The organism is Bdellovibrio sp. 22V, assembly GCF_030169785.1.
Taxonomy (GTDB): Bacteria; Bdellovibrionota; Bdellovibrionia; order Bdellovibrionales; family Bdellovibrionaceae; genus Bdellovibrio.
This window is the reverse complement of the sequence record NZ_CP125854.1, coordinates 3,343,512-3,363,090: the sequence shown is the minus strand read 5'-3', so window position 1 is coordinate 3,363,090 and position 19,579 is coordinate 3,343,512. Positions and strand designations below refer to the sequence as shown.

General features: G+C 47.1%; 18 protein-coding genes. 10 read left to right on the top strand and 8 right to left on the bottom strand.

The features are described 5' to 3' along the window. Window positions 1-35: 35 nt before the first annotated feature. Window positions 36-1,163 carry a cyclic nucleotide-binding domain-containing protein gene (locus QJS83_RS16260; protein WP_284606418.1) on the bottom strand — a complete coding sequence of 376 codons (1,128 nt, stop codon included), beginning with the start codon at window positions 1,161-1,163 and terminating at the stop codon, window positions 36-38. A gap of 102 nt (window positions 1,164-1,265) precedes the next feature. Between QJS83_RS16260 and QJS83_RS16255 the strand changes: the two genes are divergently transcribed. Further along, on the top strand, window positions 1,266-2,447 hold the full coding sequence (locus tag QJS83_RS16255; RefSeq protein WP_284606416.1) for a glycosyltransferase family 9 protein: 1,182 nt from the start codon (window positions 1,266-1,268) through the stop codon (window positions 2,445-2,447). A gap of 52 nt (window positions 2,448-2,499) precedes the next feature. Then, window positions 2,500-3,444 (top strand): glycosyltransferase family 9 protein, encoded by a 945-nt coding sequence (locus tag QJS83_RS16250; RefSeq protein WP_284606415.1) that lies wholly within the window; start codon window positions 2,500-2,502, stop codon window positions 3,442-3,444. On the opposite strand, the gene QJS83_RS16245 is transcribed toward QJS83_RS16250, so the two are convergent. Continuing rightward, window positions 3,428-4,840 carry a sigma-54-dependent transcriptional regulator gene (locus QJS83_RS16245; protein WP_284606413.1) on the bottom strand — a complete coding sequence of 471 codons (1,413 nt, stop codon included), beginning with the start codon at window positions 4,838-4,840 and terminating at the stop codon, window positions 3,428-3,430. The genes QJS83_RS16250 and QJS83_RS16245 overlap by 17 nt on opposite strands. Further along, entirely contained in the window at window positions 4,837-6,648 is a 1,812-nt protein-coding gene (locus tag QJS83_RS16240; RefSeq protein WP_284606411.1) for an ATP-binding protein, read from the bottom strand. Before QJS83_RS16240 ends, QJS83_RS16245 begins: the two co-directional genes overlap by 4 nt. Before the next feature lie 126 nt (window positions 6,649-6,774). On the opposite strand from QJS83_RS16240, the gene QJS83_RS16235 reads away from it, so the two are divergent. From QJS83_RS16235 to QJS83_RS16200, 8 genes are read left to right on the top strand one after another with little or no spacing between them, the layout of a single operon-like run. After that, entirely contained in the window at window positions 6,775-7,722 is a 948-nt protein-coding gene (locus QJS83_RS16235) for a bifunctional riboflavin kinase/FAD synthetase (RefSeq protein WP_284606409.1), read from the top strand. After that, window positions 7,700-8,533: a Rossmann-fold NAD(P)-binding domain-containing protein gene (locus tag QJS83_RS16230; RefSeq protein WP_284606407.1), complete on the top strand. Its 834-nt coding sequence runs from the start codon at window positions 7,700-7,702 to the stop codon at window positions 8,531-8,533. The genes QJS83_RS16235 and QJS83_RS16230 overlap by 23 nt, the downstream gene beginning before the upstream one ends. Window positions 8,534-8,582: 49 nt before the next feature. Then, entirely contained in the window at window positions 8,583-10,286 is a 1,704-nt protein-coding gene (gene pilB, locus QJS83_RS16225) for a type IV-A pilus assembly ATPase PilB (protein WP_284606405.1), read from the top strand. Then, window positions 10,286-11,329, top strand: coding sequence for a P-loop NTPase family protein (locus tag QJS83_RS16220; RefSeq protein ID WP_284606404.1), 1,044 nt, complete (start codon window positions 10,286-10,288; stop codon window positions 11,327-11,329). Before pilB ends, QJS83_RS16220 begins: the two co-directional genes overlap by 1 nt. 1 nt (window position 11,330) lies before the next feature. Further along, window positions 11,331-12,548 carry a type II secretion system F family protein gene (locus tag QJS83_RS16215; protein WP_284606402.1) on the top strand — a complete coding sequence of 406 codons (1,218 nt, stop codon included), beginning with the start codon at window positions 11,331-11,333 and terminating at the stop codon, window positions 12,546-12,548. Beyond that, on the top strand, window positions 12,549-14,129 hold the full coding sequence (locus QJS83_RS16210; RefSeq protein ID WP_284606401.1) for a two-component system sensor histidine kinase NtrB: 1,581 nt from the start codon (window positions 12,549-12,551) through the stop codon (window positions 14,127-14,129). Between the two features lie 36 nt (window positions 14,130-14,165). After that, window positions 14,166-15,572, top strand: coding sequence for a sigma-54-dependent transcriptional regulator (locus QJS83_RS16205; protein ID WP_284606400.1), 1,407 nt, complete (start codon window positions 14,166-14,168; stop codon window positions 15,570-15,572). A 14-nt stretch (window positions 15,573-15,586) separates the two neighbouring features. Beyond that, entirely contained in the window at window positions 15,587-16,012 is a 426-nt protein-coding gene (locus tag QJS83_RS16200) for a ferritin-like domain-containing protein (protein WP_284606399.1), read from the top strand. 63 nt (window positions 16,013-16,075) lie between these two features. Here the strand turns inward: QJS83_RS16200 and QJS83_RS16195 are convergent, their stop codons facing one another. The 5 genes from QJS83_RS16195 to QJS83_RS16175 form a co-directional block, all read right to left on the bottom strand. Continuing rightward, window positions 16,076-16,624: a hypothetical protein gene (locus tag QJS83_RS16195; protein ID WP_284606398.1), complete on the bottom strand. Its 549-nt coding sequence runs from the start codon at window positions 16,622-16,624 to the stop codon at window positions 16,076-16,078. Next, window positions 16,599-17,411, bottom strand: coding sequence for a metallophosphoesterase family protein (locus tag QJS83_RS16190; RefSeq protein WP_284606397.1), 813 nt, complete (start codon window positions 17,409-17,411; stop codon window positions 16,599-16,601). The genes QJS83_RS16195 and QJS83_RS16190 overlap by 26 nt, the downstream gene beginning before the upstream one ends. A gap of 89 nt (window positions 17,412-17,500) precedes the next feature. Then, window positions 17,501-17,884, bottom strand: a complete 384-nt coding sequence (locus tag QJS83_RS16185; RefSeq protein WP_284606395.1) for a hypothetical protein — start codon at window positions 17,882-17,884, stop codon at window positions 17,501-17,503. A 74-nt stretch (window positions 17,885-17,958) separates the two neighbouring features. Beyond that, window positions 17,959-18,624, bottom strand: coding sequence for a hypothetical protein (locus QJS83_RS16180; RefSeq protein ID WP_284606394.1), 666 nt, complete (start codon window positions 18,622-18,624; stop codon window positions 17,959-17,961). Next, the gene (locus QJS83_RS16175; protein WP_284606393.1) at window positions 18,621-19,370 is read right to left on the bottom strand and encodes a DUF4423 domain-containing protein; all 750 of its coding nucleotides are present in this window, start codon (window positions 19,368-19,370) and stop codon (window positions 18,621-18,623) included. The genes QJS83_RS16180 and QJS83_RS16175 overlap by 4 nt, the downstream gene beginning before the upstream one ends. Window positions 19,371-19,579 lie beyond the last annotated feature (209 nt).

Sequence of the window (19,579 nt, the reverse complement as noted above, 5' to 3'; positions counted from 1 at the left end):
GCCCGGTGTAGCCAGAAAAAAGAAGCAGGCACCTTTTAGCGGCGGGTGGTGTCGTTTTGGAGGCGTTGGGCTGCTAGGGATTCGATTTCTTTTGCTAGGATAAGGTTTTGGGAGAGGACTCGGTAGAAATCGGTTTGTTGGATTTCGAGAAGGACTGAGTTTTGTTGTGTGGTGACGGTGGCGGTTCTTTGGCCGCCGCTCATGAGGAGTGAGATTTCTCCGAAAGCGGAGCCCTGGCCCAGGACGTTGATATTTTTTCCTCGTTGGCTGATTACAACGTTGCCCTGGATGAGGATGTAACAGGTGTTGCCGTGTTGTCCCTCTTGAAACAAGACTTGGTGCGCTGGCGCCTGCACCATGCGGCCTGAGAAAATCAAACTGTCCAGACTGTCACTGGGAAGATTTTTAAAAAACGCGGAGGATTGCAAAGCCTGCAAAACCCAGAAACGATGTTGCAAGCTTTGTGCTTTTTCAGATTTGATCAGTTGATCAAATTCCGGCAAGTAACGAACACGCAAAATTTCCGACGGCAGGGTTGTGATCACGTCGGCTGAACGAGGTTGATTCAAAAGAAATCCACGCTCACCAAAAATCGCGCCGCTATTTAAAAGCGAAATCATCTGACGGTGCTTTTCATCCATCACGCGGTAAATCGCAGCTTGCCCTTTCATCATTATGAAAAGATCGCGCTCCATTTTTCCTGTTTGCGTGATCCGCATTTGCGCGGGCACGGAAAACTTTTCAGCCCCTTTTAAAAGAAACTTCGCAAGCTCCGGTTCCAAAGAGCGAAAGAACGGCAAATCTTGCGGGTTGAGAGAGCCCGTTTGCATCTTTGTTTCGAAAGTGGAATTAGAAAATTGCAGATTCTGCGGAGCAAACTTCAGAAAGTACTCGCGAAAAGAAGGATTTAGCAGAATTCCTTCGCTCACGAGGAAATCCAAAAGCTGATAGAGCTCGCGAAAGCTGACAAGCCATCCTTGCCCCAGAAAAAACTGAATAAGACCTTCGATGCTGCCCGAATTGCGAAGCACATCTAGATAAGAAGTCTGCAGACTGTTTAAGCGAAAGTTTTTACGGGAAGACAATAGAGTCAGGACGCCTCCGTCGCCGGAGGAAGTGAGTTGAAACGCCTGAAGCTGGACCTGCTCTTTTTCAATCTTCATTCGCTGACTTATCGGAATAAATAGCGGTCGCTTTTTCCGACAAAGGTCGGGAAAAGCACAACGGATCTCCGTCTTCCTAAGACAATGGCTTAGAATAAGACTATGGCCATAAAAGATTGTCGGCATTTTAACGGATACAAGCCTTGCGCGAAAAATGAACACTGCGATTCCTCATGTTCGCAAATGGATATCCCTCAGATTTCAATTTTGATTGTTCACTTAGGTGCGCTCGGAGCGGTGGTTCGCAGCACAAGTCTTTTAAAGGCCATTAAAAGAAAATATCCAAGTTCCATGATCACATGGGTGACGGATGCTCCGGCACATCATCTTCTCAAAAATCATCCGGCAATTGATCGCGTTCTAACAAGCAAGGAAGAAGATCTTTTACAGCTAGGTGCTTTAGAGTTTGAAGTCGGCTTTGTTATTGATAAATCCCTAAAGGCCATTGGTATCGCAAAAAGAACGGTGATTGATCAGTTGTATGGTTTTACGGCAAATCCTCGCACGGGGGCGATCGTGCCGGCGACTCCGGCGGCGCAAGAGCTGTGGGAGCTGGGTTTAGATAATCATAAAAAGTTTTTTGTGAATCAAAAAGCTGAAACGCAGTTGATGGTCGAAGCGTTGGAGCTCGGGGAGTTTCAACGTGACGACTATTGGTTGCCTCTTTCTGCGACGGAAGAAGGCGAGATGGCATTACGCCGTCAGCAGTGGTTGAATGCGCGCGGTAAAAGTATTCTGATTGGTCTGAATACAGGCTGCAGCAATGTGATTGCTTATAAGAAGCTCACGGTAAAGTATCATCGTGAACTTATTGAACGCATTCTTCAGGATTTTCCGACGGCAGAGATTGTCCTGCTCGGCGGCCCCGAAGACACGGAAAGAAACCAACAAATCGGCCACGGATTACCGGTCATTTCATCAGCGACCGAATCAGGATTGCGCGACGGACTTGTGAGTGTCGCTGCGTGTGATGTTGTTATTACCGGAGACAGTCTCGGAATGCACATGGCCATCGCTCAGAAAAAACAAGTGATTGCATGGTTCGGTCCGACCTGCGCGCAAGAGATTGATCTCTATGATCGAGGCACAAAAATACTCACAAAAAGCCCTTGCAGCCCGTGCTGGAAGAGGACTTGTGAAAAAACCATTATGTGCTACGATCAGGTCTCGTTAGAGGAAATTATTCATGGCCTTGAATCTAGTTGTGCAAACAGCCTTTTTGGGAGACCTCCTTCTCTCAATCCCGCTTCTCAAGAAGACTCGGGATCTATGGCCACAACATAAATTAGCTCTTGTCTGTCGCAAAGGCTTCGGTGACTTTTTCCTTAAGACCAAATTGGTTGATCAAGTTTTTGAAATTGAAAAAGGCAATAAAGACTCTTATGCGAAGATTGTTGAACATCTTCGTTTTGTTGAAGTCGATAATCTGATTTCTCCGCATGAATCGTTGCGAACCGCTTTTTTTTGCACGCAAATCAAAGCAAATCATAAAATCGGTTTTGACAAGGGTTGGAACTTTTTTGTTTTCTCTAAAAGAAACAAAAGACAGTTGCAACTTCCGGATGCTTTACGCCAATTGAGCTTACTGAAATCGGAAGATCCGCAATTAGAAAAAGATCTTGTCGAATACCTCAGCTTCGAAAAACCTTACGCTCCCAAAGAGCACGGTCTGCTTTCAGCGCCTCCGAAATGGGCATCGATGAGTTTGCGCCACCAAGTCTTGGAGCTTGGCGATATTTATACATCGTTAAAAAGTAAATACTCTTTGCGAGGCTTCGAAGAGGGTAAAGCTGTTTTGATATTCCCAGGCAGTGTGTGGGCGACGAAACGCTGGACGGAAGAAGGCTTTATTGAAACGGGCAGAGCCCTGCAGAAAAAAGGTTTTCAAGTCTATGTGATGGGCGGCCCCGGAGAAGAAGCGCTAGCAGAGAAAGTCGCCGCCGCCATTCCAGGTTCAGAATCTTTGGCAGGGAAAACCAAAATCATCGAGTCTGCGCAACTGATCGCGCGAGCGGCTTTGGTCATTGGGAATGACAGTGCTTCGACACATCTTGCCGCTGTTTGTGAAACGCCGTTGATTGCTGTCTTCGGTCCAACTGTTTTAGAATTTGGTTATCGTCCGTGGTCCGCAGACAGTTTTGTCGTGCAGAAGGAAGGCTTGAAGTGCCGACCTTGCGGAAAGCATGGCCACAAGGTCTGTCCGATTAAAACGCACGAATGCATGAAAGGCATTTCGGCGGAGGAAGTCCTCCGCACAGCTGGATTTATTCTTCGTTCGTAAAATCTTTTACGTTAATTCCATATTTACGAATCTTGCGCAAAAGAGTGTTCTTTGGAATATTCGCTTGCGCCACAGTCTGATTGATACGGCCATTGTTGGCTTTCAAGGCGCTGACGATAAATTCTTTTTCCATCTCTTCTTTGAAAGCGTCAAAATCCAAAGGCCCCGAGTAACCGACGCTTGCCGTTTTGTCGCCATCACCTTTCGGAGCAAGCTTAATCGACTCTGGCAATGAATCAGCCGTGATTTGATGGTCGTTTTCAACAATGAACGCGCGTTCGATCACGTTTTCAAGTTCACGGATGTTTCCAGGCCAGCGATAGGACTTCAATAAATCCAAAGCTTCCGGTGTAACACCGTTGATAACGCGACCGTGTTGCTTGGAGAATTTTTTAATGAAGTTTTGCACCAAAGCTTCAATATCATCCGTGCGTTCACGCAACGGCGGCAAGAAGATCGGCATGACATTCAAACGATAGAAAAGGTCTTCACGGAAAGTTCCTTCTTCCATCATTTTTTCTAAATTGCGATTTGTGGCTGCGATAATACGTGTCGTGGTTTTGACTTCGCGGGTGCTGCCTACAGGAGTGAATTTACGCTCTTGCAGGACGCGCAGAAGTTTTACCTGCATGTCAGGCTTCAACTCGCCGATTTCATCCAAAAACAACGTTCCGTTGTTCGCCATTTGGAACTTACCGATTTTTCTTTCGACAGCGCCGGTGAAAGCACCTTTCTCGTGACCGAAAAGCTCACTTTCCATCAAGCTTTCTGGAATGGCGCCGCAGTTGATGGCAACAAAGCTGCCGGACTTGCGAGGGGAGTTGAAATGGATTGCGCGCGCCACAAGTTCTTTGCCGGTTCCGTTTTCACCGCGTACAAGCACTGTGGTGTCCACTTTGCACAGACGGTAAATCAGATTAAAGACTTCTTTCATTTTCGAAGAGCCGCCTACGAACTCGCTTTCGATATCGTCGTCAAAAACTGGATTAGAAAGGGCCAGACTGGAAACAAGGTCGCGAGCTTCCAAACTTTTACGCACGATCTCTGCCAAGAGTTGCGGCTGAACAGGTTTTTCGACATAGTCGTAAGCGCCTTCTTTGATTGCAAGAACCGCATCATGCAAGTTTGAATGCGCTGTCATCAAAACGACGAACGTGCGCGGATCGTGTTCTTTAATCGCTGTCAAAGCTTCAAGACCGTTCATCTCGGGCATTTTGACGTCCATCAAGACAAGATCCCATTGTTGCTGTTTTACTTTGTCCAACGCTTCTTTTCCTGTGGAAGCTTCGTCGATCGTAAATTCAATTTCAGGCATCGTCGATTTTAGAATCGAAATCACCGAGCGGCGCAATTCAGCTTCGTCGTCTACAATAAGAGTATGGAGTTTGTTCATCATGCCAACACCTCAGTCGTTTCTGTATCCAACGGCAAAGTGAAAGAAACCGTCGTGCCTTGGCCTACGGTGCTTTCCATCTTCACTTTGCCGCCATGAAGTTCGATAAAATATTTAACGAGATAAAGTCCCAATCCCGTTCCTTTAGTTTTTAAATCCTGGTCGCTTCCACGCGTGAATTTACCCCAGACTTTTTCCATGTCTTCGGGCTTAATGCCTTCGCCGGTGTCTTTCACCATCACGTGAACGAATTCGTCCGACTCGTGAGAGATCACTTCGATTTGCCCGCCGGCAGGCGTGTACTTGATCGCATTTTCAATTAAGTTGATCACGACCTCTTTGATCAGGGTCGTATCAAATTCGACAGAGAACATCGGCTCCAGCGAAGTATGAATCTGAATGCCTTTTTCGCGCGCCAGAGGCTGCAGCAACTGCAGGGCTTGTTCGACGACTTCATTGATGTCCGCAACTTCCGTATTGATCTTAAAGTCGCGCGATTCAACACGCAAAACTTTGAGGATGGACTGGATATATCTGTGCAATTCGTCGCTATAAAGGCGCAACGAGCGTAAATCTTGTCCCAATTCTTCTTCGTGATGTTGAGTCATCAAACGATCGACGATCGCTTGAATCTTTGCAATCGGCGTTTTGAGATCGTGTGAAATCAAACTGACGAAGTTGTTCTTGAGTTGTTCAAGTTCCTGCAAATACTGCTGCTCTTGTTGCAAACGGAAGTTTTTCTTTTCGATCTTAGTCGCCTGATAGCCGATAAAGATAATCCAGGAGGCGCCTAAAAGAACAAAGGGAGAAAATGCCGGCGACCAGAAATAGAACGTATCAAACACCCAGGCGGAAAGAGCCGCCAGTAAAGTTCCGATCCACAAAATACAAAACAACGCGACGGACTGCGGGTAGGTTGTGATCAAGAAGACCGCCAACAACATCAAGACAAAGAATCCCGAAGCGTACCACCAGAACGAAAGACGCTGGATCCATTTGTCGCCAAGAACCGTGTCTGTGACGTGCGCTAAGATCTCCGTGCGCGAAAGAGTTCCCATGGGTGTCATGTACATCGGCGCTGAAGAAGTTTCCGCACCGATCAAAACGATTTTGTCAGCGAAAGCATCGGCAGGAATTTCGTCATACATGATCTCGCTCAAAGAGTATTGAGCAAAGACACGACTCGAACCGCGGTAATTAATCGGCAGTCCCGCCAGTGTCGTCGGGAATTTTTTAGAGGTGATCTTTTCCACCAAATGCGGCATTTCAGCTCTTTGCGGGAAAACACGGCGAACAACTCCGTCTTCGTCACGGCGAACTTCGTTGTTACCCAAGTTGTTATGCTCGCGATTGGTGAAGACGGGAGTAAGGATTCTTTCTAAGCTGTTTGTCGTTGAAGCCCACACGACACGGGGATCTAAAAAGATTTTTTGTTCGTCAGGGGAGAGGCGCACAGTTCCGACGTTGTCGCCAAAGTACAAAGTCACACCCACGGATTTTGGGTTTTGACGTAAAATTCGCAGCAAAAGTTCCGACCAGATCGGCTTATTCCAGAAGAAGCTGTCCGTGATATCCGTCACCTCACTCAGGTTTTCCATGAAGTTGGTGCGTGTATCATAAAGATTTTCGAAGTCGGATTGGCGAATCGTGATTAGAACGATTTGTGAAGAAGTCTTTTGATCTCCACGCAGTTGAAAGCGCTGGTCGTAAGACGTGATTTCATCGTTGGAAAGAGCCAGACATCCAATAGCCCAGCATAGCAGGCCACGCAGCCAGAATCCTCGGCGTCGAGAAAAGAATCGAAGTAGCACTTCGAGGCGAAATTTGAGATGCTGAAATGAGGCCTTTTGCACGCGTCGCAACATAGCAAATTTATTAAAAATTTCAACTATTAAAAGGCCTTACCGAGAAGCGTAGAAAAGGGTATATTGAAAAATATGCATATCTTAAAAGGCGTCCAAGAAATAAACTCTCCTCTCGCGGCCTCGGTGGTCACTATAGGCAACTTTGACGGCGTTCATTTAGGGCATCAACAGCTAGTCGAAAACGTGGTTCGCGAGGCCCAGTACTTTGGCGTTCCATCGGTCGTGTATACCTTTCATCCACACCCTGTGAAAGTTCTTCATCCAGAGAGAGCGACCTATCGCCTTTTTGACCTCCAAGACCAGCAAGAGCAGTTCGAACAACGGGGCATTGAGTACGTCATTATCGAGAACTTCTCGAAGGAGTTTTCGCAAGTTTCGCCGCAGAAATTCCTCGACGAATACATCGTTAAAAATCTGCATCCGAAAACTTTGGTGGTAGGCCACGATTTTTCTTTCGGAGCGGATCGTGCCGGCAATATTCCCTTCCTGGAAAAATACTGCGCCGAAAAAGGCATTCGTTTGATTATCATTCCGCCGTTTCAGTATCAGGGTTCGGTCGTTTCTTCGACGCGCATTCGTGAAGAATTAAAAAAAGGCGAAGTCGAAAAAGCCAACGAGCTTTTGGGCCGTACTTACTACGTGCGCGGTCACGTGGAAAAAGGTTTTCAAAGAGGCCGCACAATCGGCGTTCCGACGGCAAACATTCATCCTGATGTTGAGTTTATGCCGCGTTTGGGAGTGTATTGTACGCTCACGAAAGTGGGTGGTCACATGCATCCGTCGATCACGAATATCGGGGTCAATCCGACGTTTCAGGAAAACGGCAAGGGGCCTGTCAAAATCGAGTCGCACCTGTTTGATTTCGATGCGCACCTGTACGGCGTGGAGGTCGAAGTTTATCTTTTGCACTTCTTGCGGGATGAAGCGAAATTTTCGGGAATCGAAGAGCTGAAGAACCAAATTCAAAAAGACATGGCGCAAGCCCGAAAGTATTTTGATGAGCACCCACAAAATCGTTGAGTTTCGCGCGCAAGGGGAAGGTCCTTTAATTCAGTACTTCCGCTGGCTCGCCAAGCAGAAGGGCTGGGACTGGACACTCGAGACTCATCCTGAATTTGCATTCGATCTTATGGACGGGGCTTCGGCGGTGAAAGTCGCGTCGGCTCTTTCTGAACGGATTCTTCCGCAACTCAAAGTTTTGCCGACGCAAGTGCGTTTGATTCAATGCCTGGACTCGTTTTTTAAAGAGGACGGAACCTGGTATCCCCGAATTTTATTGTACGAAGCGATGCGCACCGTTCTTGTCAGCGAAGCTCGTGATTTGGATATTCGGGCGCCGGCTTTTATCGTGGGCGATAATGAAGAGGCTCGCGCTGCTGCTTTTGTTGTTGCGCAAATGGGATGCTCCGAGATTTTTTTAGTCGGTGAAACGGCGCGATTGCAGCGACAACAGGAAATCCTTTCGCACTCGCAGATCGGGATTCGGTTTACGATTCTTCCCCCTGAAGAACTGACGATGCAGGCGGTGAGCGCGGGGCTTATTGTAAACTCCGTGGATCTTTCCAAACAAAAGTCTTTGTTGACGGATCTTTCGTATTTCAATTTTATGAAAAGAAGCGGTTACGCTTTGGATTTGAATCTCTTGCCGGCGCAGAATCTTTTGCTCGAAGAGGCGGAGAAAGCGGAACTTAAAGTTTTGCATCCTGTTTCGATCGCGACGGCGATCACGCAGCTCTGGATGAAGCGTCTGCAGGTGAACGACTTTCAGTCTCTGGAGGAGATCCGCGAAAGCTGGATTCACTTTTTGAAAGAAAACTCTCCCTCGGTCTAGTTACAAAAAACGGCACCCTAATATACATTTAGAGTCTAGGGGAGCCACAATGTCTTCGCTCAAAATTGGTGAAATCTTAGTTAAGCAAGGTTTGCTCAAACCTGATCAGCTGGCTGTTGCTGTTGAAGAACAAAAAAAATCCGGCCAGAAACTGACAGGTGCGATCATTCAATTGGGTTTTCTTAAGGAAAACCAAATCCTTCGCGCACTTGAGAAGCACTTTGCGGTTCCCGGTGTTGAGGTCAATACTTTCGAAATCGATCAAAGCGTTATCGCTCTTATTCCTAAAGATGTCTGTGAGAAAAATACTTTGATCCCATTGCAAAAAGCGGGGACCACGTTGGTCGTCGCGTTTGCCGATCCTAGTAATATCATTGTTAAAGAAGACTTGCGCTTTATCACTCGCTGCCGCATTCAAGCTGTTGTTGGAACAGAGAGTGCGATTGTTTCCGGTATTGAAAAATACTATGGCGGCAGTATCAGCACGAAGTCACTAAACTCCATGAACGCGGCGGATTTGGACGAGGAGTTTTCCATCGGAAGTCCGACGGCAGAGATCATTGACCAGGATGGTCCGCTGGATGATGCGCCGATTGTTAAATTCGTAAACTCGATTTTGACAGACGCCATTCGTAAAAAAGTATCTGATATTCACTTCGAACCTTACGAAAAAAGATACCGCGTGCGTTTCCGTATTGACGGTAATCTTGTGGAAGCGACGGCGCCTCCTGCGGGAACGGGTGCTGCGATCGCTTCGCGTATCAAGATCATGTCTAAGCTCGACATTGCGGAAAAACGCCGTCCTCAAGACGGCCGTTTGAAAGTAAGAACCTCTAAAGGGAAAGAAATGGATTTCCGTGTGAGCGTTCTGCCGACATTGTGGGGTGAAAAAGTTGTTTTGCGTCTTTTGGATAAATCGAACCTTCAGCTGGATATGACGAAGCTGGGTTTTGAGGAAGACGATCTGAAACTTTTCAAATCCAATATCAATCTGCCTCAAGGCATGGTGCTTATCACGGGCCCAACGGGTTCCGGTAAGACGAATACGATTTACTCTGCCTTAGCCGATCTCAATCAGCCGGATGTGAATATTTCCACAGCGGAAGATCCGGTGGAGTTTAACTTAGAAGGTATCAATCAGGTGCAAATGAATCCTGACATTGATCTGACTTTTGCGAATGCCCTGAAGTCTTTTCTTCGTCAAGACCCTGACATCGTCCTGGTGGGGGAGATTCGTGACTTGGAAACGGCCGAGATCGCGTTCAAAGCGGCCTCAACAGGTCACTTGGTCGTAAGTACTCTGCATACCAACGATGCTCCGTCGACGGTGATTCGTCTGACAGAGATGGGTGTGGCTCCGTATATTATTACTTCAACGGTCAACTTGATCGTCGCACAACGTCTTGTCGGTAAAGTGTGTGAATCCTGCAAAGCGCCTGTCGAAGTTCCCGCGCAAACATTGTTGAACCTCGGTGTGCCGCAAGCGGAAGTCGGTGATTACAAACTTTTCCGCGGCAAAGGCTGCGCGAACTGCAATAACACGGGTATTAAAGGTCGTACCGCGATCTTCGAACTTATGCACATGAACGAAAAAATGAAGGAAGCGATTCTTAAAGGTGCTTCCACGGGTCAGCTTCGTTATCTTGCGCGCGAGCAAGGGATGCGAACTCTGCGCCGTAGTGCTTTGTTAAAACTAAAAAGAGGCGTGACAACAATCGAAGAAGTACTCAATGCATCAGTGAAGGACACATAATGAGTTTGACGGAACTTCTCTTGCAAGCAAAAGCCAAGAAGGCGGAAGAGTTTTTATTTGTCGTCGGCAGTGAACCGCGCATTCGCGGCTCTGCAGGGTGGGCGAGTTTACGCAGTTCTCCCGCTTTGGTGACGGAGTGGAATCTTCTTCAACAAAGTCTTCTTAGCACTCAACAAAAAGCAGTGCTTGATACAACAGGTGTTGTGCAAGGCGAGACGTCTTTTGAAAGTGTCCGTATCGGTTTTTCATTCTTTCAGCAAGACACGACAATGAAAGCGGTCTTGGATATGGATTTGGACGGTGGCAGACAAGAAATTCCGATTCCGCCGTCACTTCTTGAAACGTGTACGCGCATGAAGGGGCTCGTGCTGCTTTCCGGTCCAGGTGAAGCCGGACAAGTGTGGGCTTTGCATCGTATTCTGCAAAAACTTTCGGAAGAAAAATCTTTCGTTGGAGTGGTGTTCTCTCGCCATGCGTTTCCGCAAGTGAAAGAAGCGAAAGCCTGTTACATGTATCATAACGGACAATTCTCCAAGCCTGAAGAAAAAGAAAGTCTTTTGGCGGGCGTGGATATGGTTGTCTATGAAGGTTTTGGCGACGATGAAAGTTTTCTTGAAGCGCTCGCGTTGGCGGAGCAGGGAACGTTTGTCGTTTATTCTATGAAGGCTCCCTCGGTAACGAATGCTCTTCGCCGTTGTTTGTCCGTTTTAGGTGACAAATATGGAGAGCACGGCGCGCCTCGTTTGGCGGAAATTCTTAGTCTGGCTTCGGGACAATATCCTGTGGCGGGACTTTCCGGGGAAAAAGTTTTCGCTCATGAAGTTCTTTTGATGAAGCCGCAAGTGCGCGCCTTGATCGAAGAAGAGGACATGAAAGGTCTTGAGCATCTTTTGACTCACTCGCCGGAAAACTCGGGCATCTTGACCCTCAATCAATCTTTATTGCAGCACCTTATTCGTCGTCGTGTAGATCTGAAAAATGCCTTCGAAGCATCCAGAGATCCCGACAATCTTGATCAACTTCTGAAGAAGGTAGGTATCTAAGATGGCAAAGTTCCAATATCAAGCAAAGAACGCCACGGGCCAGATGGTTCAAGGCGAAATCGAAGCAGCGACTCAGCAAGAAGCGATCATTCGTCTTAGAGCCCAGCAGTTGCTGCCAGTTCGAGTTGTGCAATTCGGAACGTCTCGTCCTGCGGCGGGTAAAAGTGCCAGTTTGTTTGCTCCGCGTGTGAAGGGGAAAGACTTGCAGGTTTTCACGCGTCAGTTTGCAACTTTGATCAATGCCGGTATTCCGGTGGTGGATTCTTTGAAGATTCTTTCGGAAGGTCTTCGTCCCGGACTATTGAAAGAAGCTTCGGCGCAAGTCAGAACTTCGATTGAACAAGGTCGTCGTTTGGCGGACTCGATGGCGCAAGTGCCGAATGTGTTTGATAAACTTTACGTCAATATGATTCAGGCCGGAGAAGAAGCCGGTATCTTGGACGGCATTCTTCAGCGTTTGGCCGCTTATATGGAGAAATCTGAAAAACTTAAATCGCAAGTAAAAGGGGCGCTTGTCTATCCGATGGTGATCATCTGTGTGGCGATGATCGTTATCGCGGGTATTCTTGTATTCATTATTCCCAAGTTCATGGAATTTTTCTCGTCGTCAGGAAAAGAACCGCCAGCTTTGACACTGATGGTGGTGACCCTCAGTAACTCGATGATTAACAACTGGTACATTTACCTGGCGGCATTGATTGTCGGCCCTTTTGCTTTCATGCAATGGCTTAATACGGATAGCGGTAAAGATTCCTTCGATAGATTTATTATGCGCGCTCCGGTGTTTGGCGAAGTGGTGCAGAAGTCAGCGATTGCGCGTTTGACTCGAACTTTGTCGACGCTTCTGTCTTCGGGTGTGGGTCTTATCGAGGCGATTGATATCTCTTCAAAAACGGCGGGTAATATCGTGATCGAACAAAGTCTTTTGCGTTCGAAAGAATCGGTCATTGCCGGTCGTACTTTCGCAGCTCCTCTTGGAAAAGAAAAGGCGTTCCCCGAGATGGTGGTGCAAATGATTTCCATCGGTGAACAATCCGGTACGCTCGACATCATGTTGGGTAAAATCGCGGACTTCTATGAAGATGAAGTTGAGACGGCGGTTAAAGCCATGACGTCACTTCTTGAGCCTCTTTTGATGGTTGTATTGGGCGGTATTATCGCCGTTCTGGTGATCGCGATGTATCTTCCGATCTTCAATATGGCCGAGGTTGTGCAATAGATGCGACTGAGTTTTGCTTTGCAGAACAATAAAAATCAAGGGTTGTTGGTGGAGTTCGTTCGCCTCAACCTTTTTGTTTTGATTCTCGCGATCAGTGTTATTTCCAGCATCGTCCAAGAAGGTTTCATCAATTGGTCGATACTGGGACCGTTCTACGGAGTCCTCACCGTAGCTCTGGGTTGTCATCTTGTTTGGGTGACATTCTGGGAAAAACTTTTGGAAAAGCCGTTCTGGCTTTTCTTTGGTTTTGTCTTAGATTCTCTTTTTATTTCTCTTTTGATTTATTTTTCAGGTATCAGTCAGTCATTGTTTTTGTTTCTGCACCTTGTGAATATTCTGCTGGCAGGTATCGCTTGTCGTGGCGTAGGCGCTGTGACGCTGGCTCTTTTTACCAGTATTTTCTTTTCCGTCGCGGCGGTCTTTTCGCCAGAGATGAAAGCGCTGAATTTCTTTTTCCTTCTCGCGTTGAATAATATCGCCTTTTTCTCTGTCGCGGGTCTTTCAGGTTACTTGAGTGAACAACTTCAGACCGTCGGCAGCGAACTGACAAAGACAGGTTTAAGCCTGCGTTCCGCACAAGAGCTGAACGAAGTTCTTGTCGAAAATATTCCAAGCGGAATGGTTTCATTTACGGAAAGCGGTGAAGTTGTTAAGGCGAACTCAGCGGCGCACACGATCCTGGATATTAACGACTTAACGCAAACAAATTGGTTTCAGCTTTTTCCGGGAATGCTGAAGCCCGACAACGGCATTGTGAAAGCGGACGTGAAGTACACGGCGGCAGGTGCAAGTGACAGCAAAATTCTGGGTATGACAGTCTCGAAGATTTACAGCCCCGAATTGCAGTCCCATCTTTTGATTTCGCTTTTTGATGATTTAACGAAGATTCGCCAGCTTGAGTACAGTGCGCGCCAAAACGAAAAGTTGGCGGCGGTCGGCGGTCTTGCGGCGGGCATCGCACACGAGATTCGCAATCCTTTGGCGGGTATCAGCGGCAGCATTGAAATGCTGACGCAAACCGTGACAAATGAAGACGATCGCAAGCTAATGAAAATCGTTTTGCGGGAAATTGATCGCTTGAACAATCTCATCACGGAGTTCTTGGATTACGCACGTCCTGAAACTCCGCCTACCGATCCCGTGGATCTTTCGGCGCTTTTGACGGAAGTGATGGATTCGATGACGATGAACAATCAGGTGCGTGCTGACGTCGAGCAAGTGCGTGAATACGATGCGGGATTAAAAATCTTGGGTCGTCGTGATAAATTGAAACAGGCTTTTTTGAATATCATTATCAACTCTTACCAGGCGATGAACGAATCCAAGCAACCTAAACTTTCCGTGAAAGCGATGGCCTCTGAGAAAGAAATCCATGTGCGTATTCGCGATGCAGGTTGCGGGATGAGTGAAGTGACGAAAAAGAAAATGTTTGAACCATTTCATACGACGAAGCCTAAAGGCACGGGCCTTGGTCTAGCTGTGACTCACAAGATTCTTGAGGGGCACGGGGCGCAGGTCTTCGTCGAGAGTGAAGTGGGCGTAGGTACTGAGTTTATTTTGACTTTTCCGAGAGCAAACTGAGAGAATGGATTTTAACACAGGATGTGGGAGCGCATAATGAAGTCGAGAATTCTTGTTGTCGATGACGAAGAATCAATCCGCGAGTTTTTAGAGATCATGCTTAAAAAAGAAGGCTATGAAGTGACTTTGGCTGAGGATGGCCAAAAGGCAAAAGACCTTCTTACGAAAAAAACCTTCGACATGATCATCTCGGACTTGCAGATGCCGCATGTGACGGGAATTGAGCTTCTGAAACACGTCAAAGAAACTTACCCAGACACAGTGTTCATGTTGATCACAGCTTTCGGTACAACGGAAACTGCGGTTGAAGCCATGAAGATGGGTGCCTACGACTATTTGACGAAGCCGTTTAAGATCGACGAAGTTCGTCTCAACATCCAAAACGCTCTTCGCTCTCGCAATCTCGAAGTAGAAAATAGAACTCTTAAAAAAGAACTCGTTAAAGAATACTCGTTCCAAAACATGGTGGGGAATTCTCCTGCTATGCACTCCATTTATGATATGGTGAAACGTGTGTCACAAACGCCAACAAACGTTTTGATCACGGGAGAGTCGGGAACAGGTAAAGAGGTTGTGGCGAAAGCGATTCACTATAACGGTCCGTTGAAAGACCGTCCGTTCGTAACGGTGAACTGCGGTGCCATTCCTGAAAATTTGATGGAATCAGAGATGTTCGGTCACAAAAAAGGCTCGTTCACGGGCGCTGTGGCTGACAAGTCAGGTCTTTTCGAAGTCGCGGATGGCGGTACCTTGTTCCTTGATGAGGTCGGTGAGTTGCCGTTGACGATTCAAGTAAAACTTCTTCGTGCGATCCAAGAACGTGTGATCCGCCGTGTAGGTGCGACGGAAGACATGAAAGTCGACGTGCGTATTATCGCCGCGACAAACAGAAACTTGGAAGAGATGGTGCAAAAAGGCGGATTCCGTCAAGATTTGTTCTATCGTTTGAATGTTATCAATATTAAGACTCCGGGGCTTCGTGACCGCCGTGAAGATATTCCTTTGCTCGCAAATCATTTTTTGAAAAAGTACAACGAGCGTTTGAATAAGAACATCGGTGCAATCAGCGCTGAAGCGATGGAGATTCTTAAGAAGTACGACTATCCAGGAAACGTGCGTGAGCTTGAAAACTTGATCGAGCGCACAGTGGCATTGGAAGGCGGCGCGACGATTCTGCCGGAATCATTGCCACCGATGGTGAATACGTCTTCCGGTCGTAAAATGGCTTCGTCCAACGAGATCGAAATCGGCGATGACGGTGTTGATCTGGATAAAGTGATGGGACAAATTGAAAAAGAATTATTAATCAAAGCGATTCATGCTGCCGGCGGAGTAAAGAAGAGAGCTGCAAAGCTCCTTCATATTTCATTCCGATCTATGCGTTATCGCATCGAAAAATACAATCTAGGCGTTGTCGGCGACGACGAGCTTGACGACGAATAAGAGCGGGAGGCCCCATGTCTAAAGAAAACAAAAAAGTTGTAGCGTTGCTCAATGAAATCATCGAAATGGAAATTTCCGGCGTTGTTCGCTATCTTCACTATGCCTTGATGATCAAAGGCCCGAATCGTATTCCGATCGTGAAGTGGTTCCATGAACAAGCTAATGAAGGCTACCAACACGCCTCCACAATCGGAGAAAAGATCACGGCGTTGGGCGGACATCCTTCTTTGAAAGTCAGCCCTGTACCTGAAACTAAAACGCATAAAGTTTTGGATATTTTGAAAGAGAGCTTGGATTTCGAAGAAAGCGCTCTTGAAAAATACAAAGAAGTCCTTAATCACGTTGAAGACAATGTGGCTCTGGAAGAAATGATCCGCGAAATGATCCGCCTCGAGACAGAACACATCGAGGAAGTCAGAAAAATGTTGGATACTAACTAAAATCCGCAATAACAGCATACGTACTAAAACCCACAGTTTTAACGAATTGTGGGTTTTGTTTTTTTATTCAAACCACTCTCCGAAATAGCGGATGCCGATGCCGGCGGACCAGTATTCAAAAGGGTCTGATTGCATGTCGGGATTATTGTACGTGGCGATGCCAATCTGATCTAACAACACCCATTCCCAATAAAACTCCACTTCTTTCAGTTGAACGTTGGTGGAGAGGACGAGGCCGAAACGGTAAGCCGTTTCATCGTAATAATTTTCTTCCGGATAGATATTCAGACTCTTGGTGAAGGTTTCTTCGCAAAGACATCGCGCCGCTAGGACTCCAAAACCGACGATATTCGTGGCAAGCTTCGGAAGCATCCACTGAAATGGCGAGTAAATGTACTTGGCGTTGAGCTGATAAACTTCCTGATCGTGAATGCCCGTGGAAACGCCGAGACTGAGATCCACCGCATGTCTTTGCAAGTAAGAACGATAGGAGGCTCCGGCGGAATAATCACCCTGATAGCCGCTGATGCCAAGAAGGGGACCCCATTCAGCGGCGGCATGGAAGGAAAAAAAGAATATCGCAAGATTAAGGAAAAGCTTGAGTTGTCTCACGGACACACTCCAACTTTTGGCAGTAATCAATGGAGATTTCATTCGCGCGCAGAGTGATGCGGCTCCATTTCGCTTCTTCCGTACGATGAACCATGTGTTTTAAAATTCCGTTAGCAAAGGATGTCGCGAAGACATGGTGATGTCCGTGCAGCATCAGGCGCACACGTGATCCGATAACGATGGAGTCAAATGTCTGGCGATCTGAATCGGTAAAGTAATCCGTGTTATCTGGATTGATGTGATACATCAGGACGATCGGTAAAAGGCTGGCCTCAACATTGCGGCGAAGCCAATCCCAGTCTACTCCGCCATGAGCTTTAAAATCCAGATTGTTATTGTTAAGGATGATAAAACGATAACCCCGAAACTCGAACATCCGGTTGAAGTCGCCGAACAATCGCAAGTACAAGGACTTGCCTTTCGTCACCGTATCGTGATTTCCCAAGGCAACGACGAAAGGCAGGTTGAGTTTTTTCATGCGGTTGATAAAAAGATCGTATTCGAAATTATACCCTTGATTGGTGAAGTCCCCGAGGTGCACGACAAAATCCGCCTGCTGCTGATTCGCGGAGCTGACGACCGTGGTAAGATCATCATAGTTTTGGTGGGAATCTGCAATAGCCACAAGAACGATATCCTGAGGGGTTTGATCCAAGCGTTGCAAGCCATTGATCGCGCGATCATTGAGATGATCCGATTTGCTATTTGTGTGTTCTGAAAAAGGCGAACTTCTTTGCAGAGGACCGCAACTCGCAATAAGAAGAAATAACAACCAAAACCTTTTCATTCCGCTATTCGAGAATGAGGAGTTTTGGTTGTCAAAAGATCCTGTTCAAGTATGTCAGGCACGGCCCTGACGGACCGCCAAAAGAATGATTATTGGCACTTCAACGAAGAATAAAGTTCACCGGCGTAGGAATACCACATGTCTTGTTCGCCGTCGTACTCCGCGCGTCCTGCGATCATGCCGACTGCGAGTTCGCGATTTAACCGGTGTTTTGCAAGAAACTCATCCACCGTTGTGTTTTCAACTAATACAGTGGTGCGTGTTCGGCCGGAAATTTTCAGTGAACCTTCCGTCGGATTTTTGATGTCTCTGTATTTCACAAGCTTTTCGTCGTCGAGAGTCACTTCGACGTCACCAAAACGTTGTTCGACTGTGAAGACGTGTTTGAAAGAAACTCCTCGACAAGACGTTGCCGCGGAACTGACGGCCGGGAGTGCCATCATTAAAAGCAAAGACGAAACGATCGTTTTCATAAAAAAGCTCCTTGTAAAAGATGAGGTTTTACAGGAGCTTTTTTCCCCGATCCAGCGGACTTTCGTGGATGTCTTTATCTTAATGAAGACGTGAGTTCTTTATACGCAAACTCCGAAATATCCTGAATGCCATTCGAGATAATAAGGGCATTCATGTAGCGTACGGATGCGGAAGTATTCAGCTCCGGATTCGCTTCCAAAGCGGCGCGATAGATCACTTCGTGTAAAATGGCGACGGCTTGTTGATCAAGCGGAAGGCGGCTCCAAAGTCGGCGGTTGATGACGTATCTCTTGCCGTTTTGTAAAGTTCGGCGTTGCACGATAAGCTGTTTAATCTGGCAGTTCAAAGGCAAAGCGCGGTAACCCGTGTATCCGGTGTCATCAATGGGGGCCAGTGTGACATGCTCCAAGAATTCCGCTTCTTGTGCGAAGCGGCCGAGGTGATCTTGATAAGTCTGCCAGCGGTTGAAATCGCGGGGCTGAAGACGCAGTAAAAGAAGCTCCGCCAAAGAGAGAGCATCGAGGTCGTTTGTCGCGAAAATCGACTGCGCGGGAATAGAAGGCTTGAGACGATAATGATATTGGGCTTCGAAGGCGTCGAACATCCAGATATTGGTGCGACTGCATTGCAAAACATTCCCGCCGTTACCGACTTCTTTCCATTCACGAATCATGCTGGCATCCGCGAAAGAAATCATCATAATCAACAAGGTGCTGAACACCAAAAACGGACGCATCATGTGTGTGCTCCTTTGCGGGACCCGGCCACATTCGTGACAGGAACAAGCTGAATATTAAGACGGTACACTTCGGTTGTTTCGCCTTCTTCAAGTAGTTTTGCGATTTTTCTGCGGAAGTCGCGGATGTGTTCTTTGGCGATTTTAAGTTTATTTAAATCCGTCGGCATTTCGATGCTCGTGATATCGCGCAAATCAGGATCGACATTCAGCAAAGACTCTGTCGCATGTTTAAGGCCTTGGGTGTGATATTCGCGGATCGCTGCCGAAGGAATATTGTGGGACGTTGTGATGTCTTTGTGCGTGCTTTGGTAGCCGTGAGGTCCTTGTTTAATGAGTCCCAAGCGCGACAGGCGTTCAAGCACATCGCGAACGGTCGCTTCGCTGACGTTCAGTCTTTCCGCCATCCACGAAATGTCAGAGACAAAATTTTCTGTTTCAAGAAGGCAAAGCAAAGAAAAATTCTCGCGATCCGCGATCAGTGAAAACTGATCCATGTCGAGTTGATGAGCGCCCTTGAGTTCCGTCTGAATTTTCTTTTGGCGATCCACCACACGCATGATGTGAGAAGTGTCATCCGCATCAAGTTTGAGCGAAGTGATGATTCGGCGGGTGAGTCGTTTGCCGGGAATATTGCCTCCACCCAGAATTTCAGAAAGGCGCCCGGGGGAAATACCCAAGTCGCGAGCAAAGGCGCGCATTGAGTATTTTGCGTTTCGAGATCTTCGATTCTCAAACACCGTTTTCATAAAAGAAGAAATTGTTGTTCTATCTGACATAAAGCGACCCTGTGTTATCTTGCAGGCAGAACTGTAGCAACGCTCAAAATCGGTTTTGGAACACTTTATAGGGTTCTAAGCCTTCTAAATCACGTCGTTATCATACGAAAACCTGCAAATAGAAAATAGGCGTTTTGGAACAAGTTTGTTATTCGCCCGGGCGCTTTGACAGATTTCTC

Excerpts from the sequence above, each read along its gene's own strand:
- QJS83_RS16255 (WP_284606416.1), top strand. The coding sequence starts at position 1,266 with ATGGCCATAAAAGATTGTCGGCATTTTAACGGATACAAGCCTTGCGCG.
- QJS83_RS16185 (WP_284606395.1), bottom strand. The coding sequence starts at position 17,884 with ATGAAAACGATCGTTTCGTCTTTGCTTTTAATGATGGCACTCCCGGCC.
- QJS83_RS16230 (WP_284606407.1), top strand. The coding sequence starts at position 7,700 with ATGAGCACCCACAAAATCGTTGAGTTTCGCGCGCAAGGGGAAGGTCCT.
- QJS83_RS16220 (WP_284606404.1), top strand. The coding sequence starts at position 10,286 with ATGAGTTTGACGGAACTTCTCTTGCAAGCAAAAGCCAAGAAGGCGGAA.
- QJS83_RS16205 (WP_284606400.1), top strand. The coding sequence starts at position 14,166 with ATGAAGTCGAGAATTCTTGTTGTCGATGACGAAGAATCAATCCGCGAG.
- QJS83_RS16215 (WP_284606402.1), top strand. The coding sequence starts at position 11,331 with ATGGCAAAGTTCCAATATCAAGCAAAGAACGCCACGGGCCAGATGGTT.
- QJS83_RS16245 (WP_284606413.1), bottom strand. The coding sequence starts at position 4,840 with ATGATGAACAAACTCCATACTCTTATTGTAGACGACGAAGCTGAATTG.
- QJS83_RS16260 (WP_284606418.1), bottom strand. The coding sequence starts at position 1,163 with ATGAAGATTGAAAAAGAGCAGGTCCAGCTTCAGGCGTTTCAACTCACT.
- QJS83_RS16210 (WP_284606401.1), top strand. The coding sequence starts at position 12,549 with ATGCGACTGAGTTTTGCTTTGCAGAACAATAAAAATCAAGGGTTGTTG.
- QJS83_RS16190 (WP_284606397.1), bottom strand. The coding sequence starts at position 17,411 with ATGAAAAGGTTTTGGTTGTTATTTCTTCTTATTGCGAGTTGCGGTCCT.
- pilB (WP_284606405.1), top strand. The coding sequence starts at position 8,583 with ATGTCTTCGCTCAAAATTGGTGAAATCTTAGTTAAGCAAGGTTTGCTC.
- QJS83_RS16180 (WP_284606394.1), bottom strand. The coding sequence starts at position 18,624 with ATGATGCGTCCGTTTTTGGTGTTCAGCACCTTGTTGATTATGATGATT.
- QJS83_RS16235 (WP_284606409.1), top strand. The coding sequence starts at position 6,775 with ATGCATATCTTAAAAGGCGTCCAAGAAATAAACTCTCCTCTCGCGGCC.
- QJS83_RS16200 (WP_284606399.1), top strand. The coding sequence starts at position 15,587 with ATGTCTAAAGAAAACAAAAAAGTTGTAGCGTTGCTCAATGAAATCATC.
- QJS83_RS16175 (WP_284606393.1), bottom strand. The coding sequence starts at position 19,370 with ATGAAAACGGTGTTTGAGAATCGAAGATCTCGAAACGCAAAATACTCA.